The 18,678-nt window shown below is 41.5% G+C and carries 18 protein-coding genes and 2 pseudogenes; 5 read left to right on the plus strand and 15 right to left on the minus strand.

Going from position 1 to position 18,678, the window contains the following annotated elements; genetic code table 11:
- Positions 1 to 568: 568 nt before the first annotated feature.
- From AC5ELV_RS03315 to AC5ELV_RS03380, 14 genes and pseudogenes are all read right to left on the minus strand, one after another.
- Positions 569 to 1,083: pseudogene (locus AC5ELV_RS03315) on the minus strand (flagellin).
- A gap of 92 nt (positions 1,084 to 1,175) precedes the next feature.
- Complete coding sequence (locus tag AC5ELV_RS03320; RefSeq protein ID WP_493429109.1) at positions 1,176 to 1,811, minus strand: restriction endonuclease; 636 nt, start codon at positions 1,809 to 1,811, stop codon at positions 1,176 to 1,178.
- A 278-nt stretch (positions 1,812 to 2,089) separates the two neighbouring features.
- Positions 2,090 to 2,419 carry a hypothetical protein gene (locus AC5ELV_RS03325; protein WP_493429110.1) on the minus strand — a complete coding sequence of 110 codons (330 nt, stop codon included), beginning with the start codon at positions 2,417 to 2,419 and terminating at the stop codon, positions 2,090 to 2,092.
- A gap of 16 nt (positions 2,420 to 2,435) precedes the next feature.
- Entirely contained in the window at positions 2,436 to 3,563 is a 1,128-nt protein-coding gene (locus tag AC5ELV_RS03330; RefSeq protein WP_493429111.1) for a polymorphic toxin type 50 domain-containing protein, read from the minus strand.
- Positions 3,564 to 4,034: 471 nt separating this feature from the next.
- Positions 4,035 to 5,405, minus strand: coding sequence for a transcriptional regulator (locus AC5ELV_RS03335; protein WP_493429112.1), 1,371 nt, complete (start codon positions 5,403 to 5,405; stop codon positions 4,035 to 4,037).
- Positions 5,406 to 5,740: 335 nt separating this feature from the next.
- Positions 5,741 to 5,866: a hypothetical protein gene (locus AC5ELV_RS03340; protein ID WP_493429113.1), complete on the minus strand. Its 126-nt coding sequence runs from the start codon at positions 5,864 to 5,866 to the stop codon at positions 5,741 to 5,743.
- Positions 5,856 to 7,187 carry a helix-turn-helix domain-containing protein gene (locus AC5ELV_RS03345; RefSeq protein WP_493429114.1) on the minus strand — a complete coding sequence of 444 codons (1,332 nt, stop codon included), beginning with the start codon at positions 7,185 to 7,187 and terminating at the stop codon, positions 5,856 to 5,858. Before AC5ELV_RS03345 ends, AC5ELV_RS03340 begins: the two co-directional genes overlap by 11 nt.
- Before the next feature lie 224 nt (positions 7,188 to 7,411).
- Positions 7,412 to 7,867, minus strand: coding sequence for a GNAT family N-acetyltransferase (locus AC5ELV_RS03350; RefSeq protein WP_493429115.1), 456 nt, complete (start codon positions 7,865 to 7,867; stop codon positions 7,412 to 7,414).
- A 99-nt stretch (positions 7,868 to 7,966) separates the two neighbouring features.
- Complete coding sequence (locus tag AC5ELV_RS03355) at positions 7,967 to 8,641, minus strand: VOC family protein (protein WP_493429116.1); 675 nt, start codon at positions 8,639 to 8,641, stop codon at positions 7,967 to 7,969.
- A 94-nt stretch (positions 8,642 to 8,735) separates the two neighbouring features.
- A complete protein-coding gene (locus AC5ELV_RS03360; protein WP_493429117.1) occupies positions 8,736 to 9,260 on the minus strand; it encodes a hypothetical protein in 525 nt (174 codons plus the stop codon).
- A 233-nt stretch (positions 9,261 to 9,493) separates the two neighbouring features.
- The gene (locus AC5ELV_RS03365) at positions 9,494 to 10,669 is read right to left on the minus strand and encodes an MFS transporter (protein WP_493429118.1); all 1,176 of its coding nucleotides are present in this window, start codon (positions 10,667 to 10,669) and stop codon (positions 9,494 to 9,496) included.
- Positions 10,670 to 10,745: 76 nt separating this feature from the next.
- The gene (locus tag AC5ELV_RS03370; RefSeq protein ID WP_023987858.1) at positions 10,746 to 11,057 is read right to left on the minus strand and encodes an ArsR/SmtB family transcription factor; all 312 of its coding nucleotides are present in this window, start codon (positions 11,055 to 11,057) and stop codon (positions 10,746 to 10,748) included.
- 130 nt (positions 11,058 to 11,187) lie between these two features.
- Complete coding sequence (locus tag AC5ELV_RS03375) at positions 11,188 to 13,236, minus strand: iron ABC transporter permease (protein WP_493429119.1); 2,049 nt, start codon at positions 13,234 to 13,236, stop codon at positions 11,188 to 11,190.
- Positions 13,233 to 14,228, minus strand: a complete 996-nt coding sequence (locus AC5ELV_RS03380; protein ID WP_493429120.1) for an ABC transporter substrate-binding protein — start codon at positions 14,226 to 14,228, stop codon at positions 13,233 to 13,235. The genes AC5ELV_RS03375 and AC5ELV_RS03380 overlap by 4 nt, the downstream gene beginning before the upstream one ends.
- Positions 14,229 to 14,396: 168 nt before the next feature.
- Here AC5ELV_RS03380 and infC point away from each other — a divergent pair, with 168 nt between their 5' ends.
- The 3 genes and pseudogenes from infC to AC5ELV_RS03395 all read left to right on the plus strand — a co-directional run bounded on the left by infC (position 14,397) and on the right by AC5ELV_RS03395 (position 16,562).
- Positions 14,397 to 14,909, plus strand: coding sequence for a translation initiation factor IF-3 (gene infC / locus AC5ELV_RS03385; RefSeq protein ID WP_493429121.1), 513 nt, complete (start codon positions 14,397 to 14,399; stop codon positions 14,907 to 14,909).
- A gap of 60 nt (positions 14,910 to 14,969) precedes the next feature.
- Positions 14,970 to 15,576 (plus strand): annotated as a pseudogene (locus AC5ELV_RS03390) (kanamycin nucleotidyltransferase C-terminal domain-containing protein).
- Between the two features lie 437 nt (positions 15,577 to 16,013).
- Positions 16,014 to 16,562 (plus strand): hypothetical protein, encoded by a 549-nt coding sequence (locus tag AC5ELV_RS03395; RefSeq protein ID WP_029516552.1) that lies wholly within the window; start codon positions 16,014 to 16,016, stop codon positions 16,560 to 16,562.
- A gap of 105 nt (positions 16,563 to 16,667) precedes the next feature.
- Here AC5ELV_RS03395 and AC5ELV_RS03400 read toward each other — a convergent pair whose 3' ends face one another.
- A complete protein-coding gene (locus AC5ELV_RS03400) occupies positions 16,668 to 17,051 on the minus strand; it encodes a DUF423 domain-containing protein (protein WP_493429122.1) in 384 nt (127 codons plus the stop codon).
- Positions 17,052 to 17,270: 219 nt separating this feature from the next.
- Between AC5ELV_RS03400 and AC5ELV_RS03405 the strand changes: the two genes are divergently transcribed.
- Both AC5ELV_RS03405 and AC5ELV_RS03410 read left to right on the plus strand, forming a co-directional pair.
- On the plus strand, positions 17,271 to 17,744 hold the full coding sequence (locus AC5ELV_RS03405) for a hypothetical protein (RefSeq protein ID WP_493429123.1): 474 nt from the start codon (positions 17,271 to 17,273) through the stop codon (positions 17,742 to 17,744).
- A gap of 32 nt (positions 17,745 to 17,776) precedes the next feature.
- Positions 17,777 to 18,628 carry a DegV family protein gene (locus AC5ELV_RS03410; protein WP_493429124.1) on the plus strand — a complete coding sequence of 284 codons (852 nt, stop codon included), beginning with the start codon at positions 17,777 to 17,779 and terminating at the stop codon, positions 18,626 to 18,628.
- Positions 18,629 to 18,678: the final 50 nt, after the last annotated feature.

The raw sequence follows: 18,678 nt of genomic DNA on the forward strand, positions 1-18,678 counted from the left end.
TAAACCCGCCTCTTAATTCTTAGGTGCATGCAAATTATCTTCTTTATCAGATAAATTATTATGAAAAAAGCTTGCTCCCATTTTATTATTAAAGGAGCAAGCTTATAGATATTCATTAATCGTTGTGAATTATATTGATTTAGGATTTTTATAGCACCAGTTTGGATCATAGGGCAGAGATCTGAACTTCTGCATATCTTCCCGACTGTAGACCCAATCGTAATCAGGAATCCAAAAATAGTCAGTAGGATTTAGCTTGAGATATTCATATATAAATCGAAAAATCAGCTCTTCAACACCATAAACATCTTCAATACATCCTACTTGATACAAGGACAAGCTTGAATCTAATCCACTAATATCCTCATCATGCTCATAATTAATTTCGTAATTATAAATTCCATCAATATAGAATATAAACTGCTGGTTGTTTTCAGCACCTAGTGGGTTATAAGATATATTTAGAGTTGTTGAAAAAAACTGTTCGTTCTTATATTTTTTATCATTGTCAAAATATAATCCAGCATCTGCATGAAAGGCAGCTACGATTGCATCTCCTAGTAATTTCTCAGGTGTATATTTTTCTCGTTCTATTAAAATAAAAGCCGAAATCCATGTTATTTATTGTAATTGGAATATTACCATCAGCGTAAACATTCCTAGAGAACGAGCCATCAAACAAATTAATTCCATTGAACTCAGTATTGCTAGTTATACCATCAATATGATCAAGCAATTCAACCATCTCATTAAGAATATTCTCTTTATCACTATTTTGTAGTGTCCCATTTTCCTTCTGAATAATTAGTTCCCTGATTCTATGCAAAGAATCATTAACACTTGCCAAGGCTCCATCTGCTGTTTGTAGGAGAGAAATACCATCTTGAGCATTACGTGAAGATTGATGTAATCCACGAATCTGCGCTCCATGCTCTCTGATATTGCTAAACCAGCCGCATCGTCAGACGCACGATTAATACGTAGTCCTGATGATAACTTCTCCATCGTTTTATTGACAAAACCTGTACGCTTTTTTAAGTTGTTACTTGCAACTGTTGCCACAATGTTCGTATTGATAATCATATGTTCTCCCGTAATTCTCTGTCTTCATAAGAGTTTTAAGTACATTATATTGTTTCAGAAAACCATCGTTTTGCTACTGGAGTCTCCAGTATCTAGTTTTCTGAAGCGATAAGCTTTTCAGCCTTACGATCCTTTTTAATCACTTTACCGTTATTTCTATAATCGTCCCATGAATCGAGACTCAAATAAGGCTCCGCTTCAATTATATCTTTTACCTTACTATGTTGCTGCGCTTGAAATAGTTCAATCATTTTAATTAAATCGTTGCGATCCAACAGTTTCACTCCATTAAAACTGGCCAACTTTTCACATGAAGGAGTGTATTTACTTGAAGTAATGACAATAGATTTCTTAGCTCTATAAAATCGCATAGAACTATACACTTCCTGAACTGCGCTCAAACCAACAGGATTGCTTATTGCATACCGTTTAGCCTGAATGACATTGCGGTATCCTTCTCTATCCGTAAATACCAAATCTGTTCCAAAATCTCCGCTGTCTTGTGTTTTATACGCATCACCATAGCCTAAACACAGGAACAACCTGAACAGATACATTTCAAAGTCCTTGCCATCCTCCATACGATCTATTTCGTTAATGCTAATTTTATAAGGATCAATATCCTGCGTTACTTTATATCGCTCTTGAACTCTAGGCTCTTTAAATAGGCGTAGCAATACCAAAGCAATTAATACAACAATGACACACACTATCACAAATGTAGACAACAATGCTCCTCCTTAGCTACTCGAAACCCTTTTTACACTTCCTTATAATACAACAGATAGGGACAATTTCCCAATTATTTTTGGATAACTATAGTAAATTGAGAATAAATAACGCCTATTGCTAGATGCTTAGTTACAAAAAATTATTCAGTATAACCAAGCTCCCAGGAAAGGAGTAGATGATGGAACTTATAATTATAAACATCATGAAAGTAATTAAAAGGAAAAGATCATCCTCAACTCAGTGGAAAATACTCAATTGAGGAGGATGATCTAAATTATTCATTTTTCCAAATAATAGACCCGTCAGAATATGTGATCATGCTAGGGGGGTCATCATGCAGAGAAATTTCAATAAAGGAGCTTTTTCCTTTTTGTAACCAATTATATATACTTCCTTCATCGGTAATCGGCTTAGATACTATTTTTTTAACTTCAACAACCGCAGCATCATATTCAATGAACCCATTATCATCTTCATCTAAGCCATTGTTTGTTTCATAGATGGTGTCCCTAGTACCAATAATCTTTAATCCACTTTCCCAATAAATAGTTAATTCTTCTTTTGGTACTGAAATAATAGCTTTAATTAAAGAATCATATCCCATAATATTCCTCCTTGGTTTAAGGCGCTGCTGGTACAATATGTGCGCCATCTTTACTGTAATGAATAATTCCTTTTGTGGTTTCCTCGAACATACCAGTATCTCTATTATAGTATTTCCCAATAGGTTTTCCGAAATCAATCCTTTCCCGTCCGGCCTTAAACATATCACCTTCTCCAGAATAACTATCAAGTAATTCTTGTGCGGTTTTGTTATCACCATAGAGAATACTCTTGTTCTTACCATTTGCTAAGTCTTGTTTGTAGTTGGGTGTCCCCACAATATGCTTCTCCTGATCCCCATGTTTTACTTTTACAGGGTAACCGTCTACTTCACGGTAAGGACCTGATGGAACCGATTTCTTCCCATAAGAAGGAGCACCTTCCCCTTTTACCATTTGCCATAGTTCCGCTGTTTTTTCTCCTACTCCATTTGCACTTTTAACCGCAGTTGTAGCTCCATGTGCCGCCAAAGCTGCCGATCCAATTAATCCAGGTACTCCGATTATACTCCCTACACCTGTAGATGAAACAGCAACTGATAATCCTTCTCCACCCAATCCAACTACTACCTCACCAGCCCCCTGCAATGTTGTAGCTACATTGCCGAGAATTTCTCCTACTTTAGCTGCTATGGGATGATCATAATCCCGTTCTTTATCAGGCAGCATCCCTAAGGTTAAATTTCCCTGAATAGCACTTTTTGCTCCCTGTGCAGTGTCCCAAAGGATTTCTCCTTGAAGTTTGCTAGCTTCCATTTGAGCCTCAGCCTTAGTGATCTCAGCTTGTCCAATCTGTTCAAAGATTTTATGTAACCAACCTTCACCTGTGGATGCCGTCTTAACAGGGGCTCCGAGCCACGGCACATCCAGTACAACTTTTTCCCCGTCCACCTTTGTAAAGTTTTTTGAAATAAAAATAAGTTCTTGTGCTACTGTCGATAGTCGTTCAATCGTCACACTCATGGATTGTCGAGAAACCTGAAATTCCTGAAAAAATCTCTCTTGGGTAGCCCCAGACCAGCCTTGTTGGACAAAATCAATTCGTCCACTCAAAAAACTCAGCATACGTTCCATTTCATGCTTTCCGTGTAAGAACTGATCAGCCACTTCCATCAATTTGTCAGGTGGAACTAAAATTCTCCCCATTCTACCACGCCCACTTTAATTTTGATGGAAATAATGTTATCAGAAGGGGTGATTTAGGGAAATCCAACTACTATCCTGTTATTTCCTTTTAAATCATGTGACATTTGAACTGAAATAAACAGATTTTTATGTCTTAAGTATCATGCTCCCTTGTTATAAGATACATCGATCAACTTGGCACTATTAGCTTTCAATTTACTAACCTAACCATACCCTGCAACCCAGGAATCCGTGCCAGGAGTTTCTTGTAATTATGTAGCTGCATTTTGTGATGCCAAGTTCCTGAATGATATCAGCTTGTGTTCTGGCAAAGAGATTAAAGTTATTTATCTCCCTATCAGCGTCTGGTTATTTCTATTTTGATTACCATAAATCCTTTCTAGCTCAACAATACACTTATAAATATTATATATATTAAAAAGGCTAGACAGATCCTTCCCTCTAACCTTTTTGAGAATAGTTGTAATCAGCTTACTCTTCCTCTTCGTTAACCGCTTTAATCAGATCTCCATAGACTGCCCTCGTATGAGCAGATGCATGTTCTTTAAAATGTGTAAACAACCTCATACATCTGACTGCTTGTATTCTATTATTAGCTTCAGCAGACTTTTCCAAACAGCTAAACAAAAATGTGAAGCCTTCTGAAAACCTCCCCTTACGCAAAAGATAGATCGCCAATTCCCTTAAAAAATGAGTAACACGTTCTGTAGTAAATTGTTGATTGTACACCCCCATACACTCAGGCTTATCCAGCAACGTGAAGATTTCCTTTTCAAATTGCTTTAGAATATGATCAATATCTAAACGAAATCGATTTGCAGCTTCAATTATATTTTCTAATCCAGGAAGTATCTCTTCACTCCTGGAAGAAAAGGACGCTACATAATCATCCAAAACACCAATTTCACCAGCGTGAAGTTTATTTACATAAGCGTTGGCTTCAGACCACTCTTCATACCGCTTTTTCCATTCCAAGCTGATTTCATCGGTTTCCTTCACCCAACTTAAATCAGCATATTTGTACGTATGTTGAAGCGCTTTCTCATAATCTTTATGTGCTTCACAAACTTCAGCACGAAGCAGATGAGAAAACGCCCAGTAAGCAAAAGGTGGAGAAACAGGTTTCTTCAAGTTCTCTTTTTTTACGTCATGAGCTTGGTCTAACTTATATTGAATATCTGCTTTAATCTCCAGAGCTTTAGCGAATAGTTCTACTTTATCCCATTTTCGTAACGAACGGTATGTATTCGCCAAGTCTTTTAACACCTCTAACTGATCTATCTCATCTAACCGATCAACGTAAGGCTCAAATTGAATGGCTGCATCATAGTTTTTCTCTTGATCGTCTCCAATACGAATCGTAAACAATCGATACTGGCAAACCGCTAATCGTTCTGAATACTGATACTTTTCCCCTTCTGACACGTTTTCATAAAGGAACGCCGCTGCTTCAGTATAACCCTTTTTAAAAGAATCCTCGGCTACTTCAAAAAGTGAAGGAAGATAAACAGGATTATCTAGCAACATACCTACAACTCTTCGCAAGCAATCAAGTCGTCCTAACTCCACGCATCGGTACAAAAAAGGGCTGATTCTTCGCCAGTTGAGCGGTTCTTCTTCAATACATTCATCAATATAACGTTCATAAAAATAATCCGGTGGCAAATTCATACCCATAGTGATGCGATCTAGCTGGTGAACTGAAATTGATCGGTTGCCCGTCACAATGCCACTAACTGTTCCTACATTCAAATCAATAATGTGACCAAACTCGGTCATGGTTAAGCTTTTTCTTATCAGATAGGTTTGAACTTCTGCTCTAATCGTAGGTATGATCTCCATAGATAAACCACCCTTTCAACGTGGACTCGGCATATGATACATAATTAAACCATGTAATGATAAACAGTTAGTAAAAATTACTTTAGCCCATCATTGTCTTTTGGAACAAAGTCATATACCCTTCAGTTGTTTACAACAGCACACATAACATTTTTGCACTTTTTACATATATTTCTCAAAAGAAGATTTCCTCATATTGCTTATATACCGCAAAACACGCAATAAAAAGGCTAGACGGATCATTCCATCTAACCTGTTCCATTATCCATTAATTTTAACGATATATACCATTTAATTGCTTTAAATACCAAGCATCTTTTTCCTATTAGAAATAATTACATTTCGCCATGCTGTGCAGGTTGATAGTTATGTTCAGAATCCTGATAACCTGCTGAAGGATTTACTAATGTCAACAACATAAAACTTGTTACCAATAAGGTTAAAATTATTTTACGCTTCATCCTTATCCACCTCATTAATCAATTTTCTGTATGCTGTCTTCACATCAAATGATGCATACTCTCGATAAGACTCATACAGCTTCATACATTTAATTATATATGATTTATTATTGATTAATGTAGATTTTTCCAAACAACTTATTAAAAATTTGAAGCCATCAGAATATCTTTTCTTGGTCAAATAGTAGATCGATAATTCCTTAGAAAAATGCATAAAACGTTCTGTTATGAAACGCTTAGTATAAAAGCTCTCAATTTTTTGTTGCTCCAGAAGAGATAAAATTTCTCCTTCGAATTGCTTTAAAATAACATCCACATCAAAATGGTATCTATTAGCCGAATCTACTATAATATCAAGTGCAGGAAGAATCTCATCTTTTCTTGATGATATATAAACTACATAATCAGATAGAACGCAAATTTCGCCAGCAAGAATCTTATTTAAATAGGTATTCCCCACAGCCCACTCTTCATATTGCCTTTTCCACTTCAAAGTAGTTTCATCAGTTTCTTTCACCCAACTTAAGTCACCATATTTGTACGTATGCTGAAGTGCCTTCTCATAATCTTTATGGGCCTCACAAACTTCTGCACGAAGTAAATGTGAGAATGCCCAATAAGCAAACAAAGGAAAGCTTGGTTTCTTTGAATTTTCTTTTTTCACATGATGCCGCTGTTGTTCCAGTTTGTATTGAATTTTAGCTTTGTCTCCCAAAGTCTTAGCGAACAGTTCTACTTTGTCCCATTTACGTAACGAACGGTATGTATTCGCCAAATCTTTTAACGCTTCTAACTGATCTATCTCATCTAGTCGCTCAACATATATTTCAAATTGAACGGCTGCTTCATAATTTTTCTCTTGATTATCTCCTTGCCTTGTATGGAACAAACGGTACTGACACATAGCGAGGCGTTCTGAGTATTGTTTTTTCTCACTTACAGCTACATTTTCATAAAGTATGGCTGCCGCTTGGTACATCTTTTCATGAAATAATTCTTCCGCAAGCTCAAATAAGGATTCTGAATAGCCCAACTTATCCATCAATAGATTGACCACATCATGAATGCAGTCCAGTTTGTTTAATTTCGCACAATTATGTATAAAAGGACTCATTCGACGCCAATTCGGATTAGCCTCTGTTAGATACTCAGACACATACCGTTCGTAGTAATAGCCAACGGGATGCCCCATTGCTTTTGTAATTCGGTCTAGCTGATCCACTGAAAGAGTGCGGTTCCCATTAATAATACTGCTCATGGTTCCCGGATTCATTTCTGCCTCTCTGGCAAGATCACTAAGGATTAAATCTTTATCTTTCATATGTTTTGTTATCTCTGTGAGTATCGTGGTTGTTGTGTTGTACAAAGTAACCACCCCTTGTCAGGAACTTAGTAGGATATCAACTCATTAAAAAAGGACTATTGCAATCCGATGATTGTATAGCCTTTCCGCAATCCATTGTACCATCTTTTGGAACTATATCATATACCTTTCAGAACCTTACTTAAGATCCCTTTTCGGATAGTGTACAAAGAAATCAAGCTCTATAAATCCTGAGACATACGAATCATATCTCTACACTGTATGCCATTCTCATAAATTTCTTCTAGATAGTTGTGTCTGACAAAGAAATCTAGATCTACACCAACAATTCTGAACCCACATTTTTGGTAAAGAGCTAATTGCCCAATGCTAGAGTTTCCTGTGCCCATCTCCATCCTTTTATAACCTTGTGTCTTGGCTGTTTTAATTGCATGTGTTACTAATTGTCTGCCTATTCCTTTACCATGCATATCTTCTGATACTGCTATATTCACTAACTCAACTGTTTCAGGTCTTGTAGGTAAAAGAACATAGACTCCAACAATATGTTGGTCAATCTCTGCTACAAAACACTGCCCTCTTTTTAAGTATTCCTCAACAAGTTGGTGCGAAGGATCAGCTAGTAACAAGAGCTCTATCGGATATTTTTCATTTGAATTAAGTAGTCTAATTTTCATATATTCTCTCCTATATGTATTATGGACCCCGGATTCCCCCCTTATTGTAAGCTTTATTCCAGAAATCCGGGGGTGCTGGCGATGAGATGAAGCCTTAACTCAGGTTGATCTCAATTCATACAAACCATTATGCAGTGAAAGACTGCCAGAGCATGGAGCTTCAAACAAGACACTGGTGTTAAATACGGCTGGAAGCCTATCATCAGGAAACCAAAGCCGTTGCTTGTCTATGACTATAAATGATCCTTCTACATCCCCTAGCGGTGCAAATTCCTGTCCAGCCCCTCCCCATGAATTAAGTTGGAACGTTTCGGTAATTATTCTAGAACTCTCTGGGACATCATCGACCGGAAGACCAATCTCGCTTATACGAAGTATAGAGTGAGATCCGAAAGCTTCAGCGACTGCATTATCGAGTGTATGGTGGGCAATGAATTCAACGAGGTTTTGATCCGGATCATAGAAGTAAAACGCGGTTGCATTCCAGTTTTCGAAAAAAAACTCATCTTCTTGGTTCCTTGAAATCAACGAAATTCCTCGGTTGATAGCCCACTGTTTGGCTTCTATAAATTTATTCGTTGGAATGGTAACCGCAATATGATAAAACTCATTTTTCATGTGGGAGGATTCCTGAAAAGCAAGAACCGATTCCCCTACTTGAAACGACAACCGCGAAGGGCTTTCCTCCACAACCTGCAAATCCAAGAGAGAGCCGTAAAAAGCTTTTATCGCTTCGTAACTGTGGGTGCCTAAGAGCACTTCTTTTAATTTCAATGCATTGGTCCTCCCCATAAATAATATTGAAGCCCATTGTCCGTCGTATCCAGATCAGTATTTTATCTCAGACTGTATGAGGTCATTACATTGGTTATTGATTATCCTTTAAATCGCTTAGAAATTTGGCATTCACATCTAACGTCGTAAATTGAAGTAGTATATCCTGTTCATCCAGAGCTTTACTTTTTGCCATTTCAAGATAAAGCTTGGGCTGGTCCCGAAATGCTCTTGCACTCCCAATCGAGTATGCCTTCTGGAGATATTCATGAGCTAATACAGGCTTGCTCTGAAGAAGAAGCGTTTCCGCCATCTGAATATAAGGTTCAGCATGTATAATCCGGTATCCTGCACCTTCCAAATCTAAAATCTCCTCATTTAAAAGCTCTACTGAGCGCTGAGTATCCCCGTTATAATTGAGAATTTGAACGTATTGATGCAAGGTTACACCTGTGATGCCCCATGTGTGCTTAGGCTCTGGTATTAGATCCCAAGCCTTCTGTGCTTTTTCCACAGCCAAGTTGCTATCTAATGGGAGTGTATGAGATGCATCCTCTCCAAGCTCCCAAATCTCTTCTTCCAATCGAGCCTCCAGATCGTGGTACATTCGAATATTCATCTATTCCTCCCAATTGGATAATATAAGTTCAACACATAGAGATGTCTACTCCTCATTGCGATTAGCGAAAACGCTTGAATAAGGATATCACTCCCCAGATGAGCAACGCCAAGATCCCGCTAACGATTACGAATGTCATTAAGATCGAAGTCCATACGAAATGCAATCAACATCACCCCATGTATTATTTTATGGTCATAATGTAGAGTACTCTTCTAATGTCTCTCCATATTTTAACGCACGTTGGCTTCCGCTGCATTTGAATTGAACAATTTTATTTTTATAATCATAGATAAGAATGCTAGCAGCGCAAACATCATTCCGCTCCAGATGAGCTGGTGTATTCCCAAGTGAGAGATAAACCACCCGCCCATAGTAGCCCCTATCGTAATGCCAAGGTTAGAAAATGAGACAAACAGACTGTTACCAAACTCTGGAGCTTCTTTCGCTTCAGTGATTAACCATGTTTGACTAATAATAAGCCCCCCAGAATGCACGGCCCCCCAAATGAGCACAACCACAATCATCGGTAGGAAAGAAGCCCCGAGAGCATAAGTGAATACGTAAATGACCATATATAGCAATGGGAACATGATGACGGTCTTTGTCAGATTTTTATGTAATAATCCTCCAAATAAAAAGTTTCCAAAAATCATGACGATTCCAAAGACCATCAACATCATACTGATCCATGACCCGTTCATAAGAGTTACTTCTCCAAGATATTCGGCAAAGTAGCTATACACCGAAAACATAGCTGCAAAGATAAAAATAACAGTCACAATGTTGAACCACAATTGAGGTTTACGTAATATACCAAGCTGTTTGCCATAAGACATCTTTTCCTGAACCGGCAGGGAAGGAAGCCATACGAGTATTCCTACAAATGCAGTCATGCTTACGACAGCTCCAAATAAGAAAGCAGCTTCTAACGATATCTTTTCAGCAAGATAGGAAGTCAAAGGCACGCCAAACGCAAATCCTACCGTAATTCCAGCGAAAACCTTGGTGACGGCTTTACTGCTCTTTTCACGGGGGACAAGATGAGATGCCGTCACGAGAGCAACCGAAAAAAAGACAGGATGAAAAATAGCGGGAAGAACACGAAAAATGAGCATGACCTCAAAATGAGTGGTATAGGCATAGACAATATTAGAAATAACAAAACTGAATACAGCGATTAATAGAATGATTTTACGATTCATCCCGGAAACGAGTAAGGTCAAGAATGGACCTGAAATGGCAACAACTAAAGAAAAAATACTGACGAGCCAACCAGCCTGGGCAGCTGATACATTGAATTTTTGAGTTACTTGAGGGAGAACGCCTATAATTCCCATTTCCGTTGTAATAATGCCGAATACACCTAAAGCCAGAATGATAATAAGTAACGGGTTAACCTTTTTCATTTTAAGTATAAGCCTCCAATTTAATTATATATATAGATTTGTAGATATGTTATGTGAAAAAAAACCTCCTTTCTGTTTATAGTTCCTTTTGAACGTACTCGGCAAATTCCCGGATTGTTTTTTCATTCCGACGATAGTACGTCCACTTCCCAATACGCTCAGACTCTAACAAACCGGATTTTTGCATCGTTAATAAATAACTTGAAATCACAGACTGCGCAAGTCCCGCTTTAGCCTGAATATCTCCCACACATACACCAATTTGAAAATTAAGTCCTTGCTTTAGATAAGCCTGTTCATCAAAAAACTCTTCCGGTTTTTTTAACCACAACATAATTAGACGACGAGTTTCGTTTGACAATGCTTTATAAATCAATGACGGTTCCATATAAAACATTATATCTATTTTATTAGATTTGTAAATGTAAAGTCCAATGATTACGTAGAAAAATAAATAATAAAGGCTGTCTCTCCACGGGAAATCCGTTGGGAAACAGCCTGTTCAAGTACATATTCAACTACACTGACTTACTCTTATTGGAGCGATACATCAAGTACAGGAAATACGGTGCACCAATCAGTGCGATCAGCAATCCGGAAGGAATTTCAGTCGGCGCAAGCACTGTCCGTCCAATTGTATCAGCCAGCACCAGCATTACCGCTCCCAAGATGCTAGACAGAACGATAGAGCGACGTACATGGTGCCCGATCAACGTACGCACGATATGCGGAGCAATCAGACCGATGAAACCAACTGTACCCACACAGGCCACCGCTCCGCCCGCCAGCAGCACACCCACTGCCATGGCCAGCAGCCGGGTGCGGCGCACCGGAAGTCCCAGTCCCATGGCGCTGCTATCGTCAAATACCAAAAGATCGAAGCGGCGAGCTAGCCACCAGGCTATTGGCAACAACACGAGCAGAAAAGCCAGAATCGTCGCCACCTGCTCCCAGTTTCGAGCGTAGGTACTACCCGTCAGCCAAATATAGCCTGTGCTGCCCCAAAGCGAACCTTGGATAATCAGTATCTGAATGCCAGCTGCTCCGATCGCTGATACGGCAATCCCAAGTAGGATGACCACAGACGGGTTTAGGTGCTTGTTCCATGATAAAAAGAAGATCACCGCCGCCGACACCGTCGCTCCAGCAATCGCCGCGATGGGCAGCATATAAACAGGCAGCCCCGGCCAAACGATAATCACTGCAAGCGCGCCGAAACCAGCCCCTGAAGAAACACCAATGATCGAGGCATCCGCTAAGGGATTACGAACGGCTAATTGGATCAAGACACCGCTGACCGCAAGCGCGATACCAGCCCCGGCTGCCACCAGCGTGCGCGGAATTCTAAACTGCAGCAAAGCCGAATTTGCGTTCTCACCGCCGAACAGGCCGGACAGCAAATCGCCGACCGGAATTCGCATTCCTCCAAACATCAGGCTGAATACGGTCAACAGCACGGCACCGCACCCAAGCAACATGACGAGCCTGCCATACGGTAATTTCCGAGAGCGCACACCTATGTTCATGGAAGATTGCCCACTAATACCAGAAGGCAGCTTCATCTTCCACAGAATCAACCAAATTAACCAAGGAGCCCCAATCAAGGCCATCATTGCTCCGGTCGGCAGATCCATGCTTGATTGGTGGACCATCTTCGCCAGCACGTCAGCGCTGGTCAACAATAATGCCCCCCACAGGAAGGAACCAGGCAGCACCCAGCGATGCATTTTTAGGCCGCTTAAGCGCACCAAATGTGGAGCTACCAAACCCACAAAACCAATAGGTCCAATGACGCTGACTGTAATGGTCGACAGCAGGACAGCCAATACAATTCCCACCGCCCGGGTCAAGCTAACCTTTTGTCCAAGTGACGTGGATGTGGACTCATCCAGATCCAGAACATCAAACTGTCTTGACAGCAGAACGGCAATGATCGAGAGTCCTACGACCCAGGGCCAGGCGTAAGTCGTCCCGCTCCAGTCGTTTTGCACAAGCGAGCCAGAACCCCAGAGAAACAGTCCCTGCGTTTCAAATGAATAAAAGATATGTAAAGCTCCGGTAAACGAACCGAGAACCATGGATACAATCAAGCCCGCAAGCGCCAACCGAATCGGACTTCCAGCTCGTCCCCCGCCCATGAAGTAAGCCAGCACCGCTGCAAGCAGGCCCCCGACAGCGGCAAATAGAAACGGCGCCTGATGCAGCAATCCGGGAAACATCACCGCGCCAAGGACGACCACAAAGTAGGCACCAGCGTTAATTCCTAGTGTATCAGAAGCCGCCAGCGGATTTTTGGTGATGGCCTGGAGCAAAGCACCAGCGATGGCAAGCGCACCCCCAGCCAGGATTCCGATGACCGTACGCGGCATCCGAAGATCCCACACCATGTTATGTTCAAGCGTATCCTGACGCTGGGTCAACGCCTCAATTACCGTGTGAAGCGGGATCGAAGCCTCTCCATAACACAAGCTTACAAAAAAAAGCACGATGAGGACGACCAATCCGCCCCCAAAAATGCTTCCTACACGCCAAGTCTTCGATAACCCCGTTGTGTCTGTTCGGGTCATTTCGTCAGAACTCCAACTACTTGATCAACCAGTACTTTGGATGAGATTGGGCCGCCGAACGTCCATGTTGTTCCGTCCAGTGGGTAGGTCCGTTTTTCTTTGACAAAGTTTAGTCCGTTCCATACCGAGTTGTTCTTCATCGCGGCTCCAAATACATCGTCCGTCTTTTGCGTAATATAGATAAAATTGCTGTTCTGCACAGCTGGTAGAGCTTCAATGCCAACGGTGCTAAACCCATATTTCTCGGTCTTGTCTGACTTCCAGTCGTTCACCATGCCGATTTTCGCAAGCGTTCCCACTACAACCGAATTTTCTTTGAACATTCGCAGACTGGCAGCATTTTGAGCTGTGAAGGCCTGTGTCAGCGCATAGTGAAAGTCTGCTTTGCCCGCTTTCTCTAATGTAGCCTTTGCCTCTACATAGTGCTGGTCAAGTTCGCTTAGGACCTTATCAGCTTGTTCTGTTTTACCAGTAGCTACAGCTACTTGCTTGAAAATCTCGACCATACGGTCGTAATCATAGCCGTTCCCCTTGTAAGGATCGAATTCTATCGTTGGTGCAATCCCCTTTAGCTGTGCATAGATCGCTGCATTGTTATCGGCGTTAGTGATAATAAGATCCGGCTTGAGCGCCGCAATCGCTTCTAGATTCGGTTCGCCCCGTGTGCCGATATCAGTTACGGTATCAGCCAACTTCGCCTCCGGTGTTACCCACAGCTTGTAGTCTTCATTGTCCGCATTGCCGACAGGCTGTACGCCGAGTGCAATGAGGTCCTCGGTAAACGTCCATTCGAGTACAACGACACGTTCCGCTGGCTTGTCCAGCTTGACTTCCCCGTGGTCGTCCTTAACCGTAACAGGACCAGCCGTTGTGGATGTCTGCTCAGACCCTACAGTACCTTCCGTCTTAGAGCTATCCCCAGCCGCACCGCAGCCCGCCAATACAATAGTAAAAACTACAAATAATAATAGGCTATTCAACATCTTTTTCATTTCTCTCAATCACCCCTGTATGTATATTGCATTGGAAAATGATAATCATTATCAGTAAAAGATTATAGGGCTTAGTGACTTTTGTCAATATGGATAAATCAAAAATTGAATCACAAACAGGTTCCGTATATGATAGCTTTATCATTGTTTAAGGGAGGCTTCATTTACGTGGCAGTATTAATCAACGAGCAAATTAAAGCTGACGAAGTGGTACTCACTGGACTCGCAGGGGAGAAGCTCGGCGTTGTCTCCAAGTCAGAGGCCTTGGCCTTGGCCCGATCCAAAGGGGTGGACCTGGTCTGCACCTCACTGATGAGCAGTCCACCACCCTGTAGCTTGGTCGCAAAGGGCAAAGGAAAAGCGCTTGCGCAAAAAGAAGCCGCAGCAAGCAAAAATGTCGGCAGAGCCGCAAGAAACAGCGGCAAAGAAAAGATCAAGGAGCTTCGCTTCACTGCTCATATTGAGGAACATGATTACGACACGAAGCTGCGTCAGGCAGACAAACATCTGCGTTCCGGCAAACCGGTGCAGTTGGTCGTTAAAGCGTCTGGTGCAAAAGAAGCACCTGTCGCCAAAGCGGTACTAGAGCGGCTACTAGTCGATTTGAAGGAAGCCGGAGTGAAGGATACTGGAATCCAGACGGGCGGCAAGGGCTCACAAGTGAAATTAAACCCTCGCTGAATGGCGAATCAGTAAATTGGACAAGTCACTTAGACCGTAGGAAACAGAGGGGGATCACTAATGAACATGAATGGACCTGTCAACATTTCTCGAAGTGAGAGACTTCAGACTTGCCACGATATAGCTGCGAGGTTACATGAAGTATACAGAGACAAACATTCTTCTTAAAATTACTTCTACTGTTGAGGGCGATTGGCCGTTGACACATGGACCCTTCTTTTCCCCACGTCGTCTGTATGATCCTAAAGGCTTTTTTTCTATATTAAAGGAAGCGGCCGAATCCCCAACAAAGGAAGATTTCAGGCATGCCATCAACGAAGTGCTTGTAGGTGAAATGTACGAGTTTATAGGAAAGCTTAGAAATGTCCGTGTAAATGGCCCTCATACCTACTTGCCGTACTTGGTCATGCAGTTTGCCCAATATGGGGCTATGTTAGTTGGGTTGCACAATCAGAAGCTTTTCTCAACAGGTTCAATGGTTCTACCGGAGGCACTGGAACTGCCGAGTCGTCCAGAAGGCTTTGATCATGTAGTTGAGTTGGTTATGTCCGGAGATTTAGCTGAACCAGCGAAGATCATTTCAGCCTGTGAAGATTTCTGGGGTGGTCTTGTGCGTTGGGCAGTCGAACATGACTACCTTATTCGATCACAACGAATCCCATTTTAATTGAATATAAAATTCGCTTTAATTGCGCTTACTATAATATATCATGTTTTTAATATACCCAGTCCCCCTTTCGTTAAGGGGGATTTTACTTTTCTTCCGGTGGATGAAATCCTTATTTGTGATACTTTTCCACTGTAATATATTTAAAATTTAAACTACTTGATTTCACCCACTACCTCCTTTATTCTCTGTATATGTAACTCTGGTTTTGCTTATCTATATCCGATGCTCACATACTGTCCTCATTCGTATACACATGCAAAAAATGTACAATTCCAGTGTACTCCATTAAAATTTTACACATAGGGCTTTATATAGATTTTATTTTTGTTAATATCCAACAACAGGGCCCTAGGCACTATGATAGATTACGTTTTAATGATATATTGATAGGTACTATAAAAGACTAATTACCCATGGCTTGGGCTGGAGGAAGTATGAAAAAGGAATCAAATCAAGACGAAACCAGTTATTTATTTAATGTAGATGTATTAGTTAAAGGCCGTTCGAACGTAGAGGCCCTTCAGTTCCTGCTTAATCTCTTGAGCCAAAATGAACACATTGCGGATAGCCGGATTCAATCCGGTATCGAACTTGGCAATTTAATTGAAGCTGCACTGTACCTAAAAAAACAGTCAGCCGTGAATAGCCCATCTGATGCAGCCGCTACGCTCGCGGAAAAGTTCTCTAAAAAGAAATCAGCCGCAATTACGAACAAACCACCAGTCGTTCAAGAGATCAAACAATCCCACGTACAGCCAAAGCCTGCAACACAACAAGACCTTAGTACGTATGAATGGATCAAACGCTATATACATGATAATACGCTTGTACGGTTAATCGTAAACCGTTATGGCGGACAACGCAGCATTCCTTGCCGCATCCTCAATCTGGATCATGATAATAGCCTGCTGAGTGTGTATCATGTAGATGAGAAGCAAGTGTACTCCTTTAAAATGAATGAGATCGATGAAATCACATCGTAAATGTAAATACTTCACAAAAAAACGAAGCATGAAAAAAGAGAACGGGCAGGAAAAACATGACGTCTTTCTTGCCATTCTCTTTTTTTGCATTATCCGAAAAGAACTCTAATCCTCTTTCTTCAGACCCATGGCAGCCCATGCCAGCAATATCCATCCTGCAATAAAGCACACGCCTCCTAAGGGGGTGATAGCCCCCAGCACACGGATTCCGGTCAGACTTAGCACATACAAGCTGCCAGAAAACAAAATGATACCCGTTAATAACAGACGCGCTGCCCATCTTAAACGGTTGGAAGAACCCCACTGTCCGGCAGCCAACGCAATGATCAGCAAACCGGCAGCGTGAATCATATGATATTTCACACCTGTTTCATACACGGCCAAAGCATCCGCGTCGATCCGGGCTTTCACAATATGTGCCCCGAACGCTCCAATGGCTACCGCCAACATCATCATTATAGATCCCACAAATATCCATTTTCGTTGCATGTTTGTGTACTCCTTTTCATCTCATCCTTTTAGCCGAATGTTCTTCTTATTTTATCGAAACCGTATGAAGTTTACCAGCCAGCGTGTGTGAACAGACCGCATACAGAATTGGATGATTAGACCCTGTCTTTTGAAGGGTAATGTGTAAGGTGGCTTGCTTTTTTGTTTATTTTGTGGAAAATTAGTACCTGTTCGGACTATGTTCAAGGAGTTGAAAAAATGAGTTACCAAGATCCTAATTTGCAAAAGCCTGCTGAGCCTGAGGAGCACCCTGTTTTTTCAGAAACTCCTGTGTTCCAGCCTCCGGTCAAGCTCAAACATTCCGGTCCCGGAATTGCTTCTTTTATTATGTCGCTTGTCAGCCTGATCGGATATATTATTCTGGCTATTATGGTTATTAATCTGCTGGCTCATTTCGGCCAATACCAAACGATGAACCCGGAAGTCGCTCTGCAGCAAACCGGAACGGTACTGCTTCCTTTTATTTTTTTAGGCAGCCTGTTGCTGAATTGTAGCGGACTTGTGGTCGGTATCATTGGAATTGCGTTAAAAAACCGTAAGAAAACCTTTGCTATTACAGGCTTAATCATTAATGCACTTATTATTGTCGGCTTTATTGCTCTTCTGGCCATCGGTCTTTCCGTTCCGAATAGCACAGCGGATATCTATCCTTCCTCCGTGCAATCTTTATAATTTTTCTGCATCACACAGAGAGGATTCAATGTATGAACAAAATTAAAATTTTCGCCGACAGTACCAGTGATGTTCCTGCTCACTGGCGTCAACAGTACGAGATTAGCATTGTGCCATTGTATACAGTATTTGGTGATGAGGCATTGCAGGATGGGGTGAACATTCACCCAGAACAATTATTTCAACGTGTAAGCCGCGAGGGACATTTACCGCGTACCGCCGCACCTTCTCCGTCGGATTTTATTCAAGCCTTTGTGCCCTACATAGAACAAGGGGACGACATTTTATATATTAGTCTGTCTTCCGAGCTATCATCGACGTACCAGAATGCGCTACTCGCTGCCTCCGAATTTCCGGAAGGTCGCATTACGGTTTTTGATTCCTTGAATTTGTCGTGTGGCTTTGGCCTGCTCGTGATGAAAGCTGCTCGTGCGGCAGCCAACGGCCATACGATAGAGCAGATTGTAGACATGTTGACGAAAACCAGGCCGTTAATAGACACGGAATTTGTCATTGATACACTTGAATACCTATATAAAGGCGGAAGATGCTCAGGCATGCAAAACCTGATCGGCAGTCTGCTCAAAATTCGTCCGGTGATCAAAGTGATTGACGGAAAAATGACGCCTGCCTACAAAGTCCGCGGCAAACGTGAAAAAGCACTGGATCAGATGCTGCAAAACGCTCTGAATCAACGAGAGCAGATGGATAACGATATCATTATTGTCGTGCACGCTTTGGCCGAGGAAGATGCGCTGATGCTGCAAGCACGCTTGAAAGAAGAAACGAACGCACAAGAGGTCCTGCTAACGACAGCAGGCTGTGTCATTTCCAGTCATTGTGGTCCACAGACTATCGGTATTATGTATGCCAAAAAAGCATAGTTTATCCAATATCAAACCCGTTGCCGCATAGGTGGCGGGTTTTTTGGTGT

The sequence above is a fragment of the Paenibacillus sp. NMA1017 genome (genome assembly GCF_058895805.1).

Excerpts from the sequence above, each read along its gene's own strand:
- AC5ELV_RS03325 (WP_493429110.1), bottom strand. The coding sequence starts at position 2,419 with ATGGGATATGATTCTTTAATTAAAGCTATTATTTCAGTACCAAAAGAA.
- AC5ELV_RS03330 (WP_493429111.1), bottom strand. The coding sequence starts at position 3,563 with ATGGGGAGAATTTTAGTTCCACCTGACAAATTGATGGAAGTGGCTGAT.
- AC5ELV_RS03335 (WP_493429112.1), bottom strand. The coding sequence starts at position 5,405 with ATGGAGATCATACCTACGATTAGAGCAGAAGTTCAAACCTATCTGATA.
- AC5ELV_RS03340 (WP_493429113.1), bottom strand. The coding sequence starts at position 5,866 with ATGAAGCGTAAAATAATTTTAACCTTATTGGTAACAAGTTTTATGTTG.
- AC5ELV_RS03345 (WP_493429114.1), bottom strand. The coding sequence starts at position 7,187 with ATGAAAGATAAAGATTTAATCCTTAGTGATCTTGCCAGAGAGGCAGAA.
- AC5ELV_RS03350 (WP_493429115.1), bottom strand. The coding sequence starts at position 7,867 with ATGAAAATTAGACTACTTAATTCAAATGAAAAATATCCGATAGAGCTC.
- AC5ELV_RS03360 (WP_493429117.1), bottom strand. The coding sequence starts at position 9,260 with ATGAATATTCGAATGTACCACGATCTGGAGGCTCGATTGGAAGAAGAG.
- AC5ELV_RS03365 (WP_493429118.1), bottom strand. The coding sequence starts at position 10,669 with ATGAAAAAGGTTAACCCGTTACTTATTATCATTCTGGCTTTAGGTGTA.
- AC5ELV_RS03370 (WP_023987858.1), bottom strand. The coding sequence starts at position 11,057 with ATGGAACCGTCATTGATTTATAAAGCATTGTCAAACGAAACTCGTCGT.
- AC5ELV_RS03375 (WP_493429119.1), bottom strand. The coding sequence starts at position 13,236 with ATGACCCGAACAGACACAACGGGGTTATCGAAGACTTGGCGTGTAGGA.
- AC5ELV_RS03380 (WP_493429120.1), bottom strand. The coding sequence starts at position 14,228 with ATGAAAAAGATGTTGAATAGCCTATTATTATTTGTAGTTTTTACTATT.
- AC5ELV_RS03395 (WP_029516552.1), top strand. The coding sequence starts at position 16,014 with ATGAAAAAGGAATCAAATCAAGACGAAACCAGTTATTTATTTAATGTA.
- AC5ELV_RS03400 (WP_493429122.1), bottom strand. The coding sequence starts at position 17,051 with ATGCAACGAAAATGGATATTTGTGGGATCTATAATGATGATGTTGGCG.
- AC5ELV_RS03405 (WP_493429123.1), top strand. The coding sequence starts at position 17,271 with ATGAGTTACCAAGATCCTAATTTGCAAAAGCCTGCTGAGCCTGAGGAG.
- AC5ELV_RS03410 (WP_493429124.1), top strand. The coding sequence starts at position 17,777 with ATGAACAAAATTAAAATTTTCGCCGACAGTACCAGTGATGTTCCTGCT.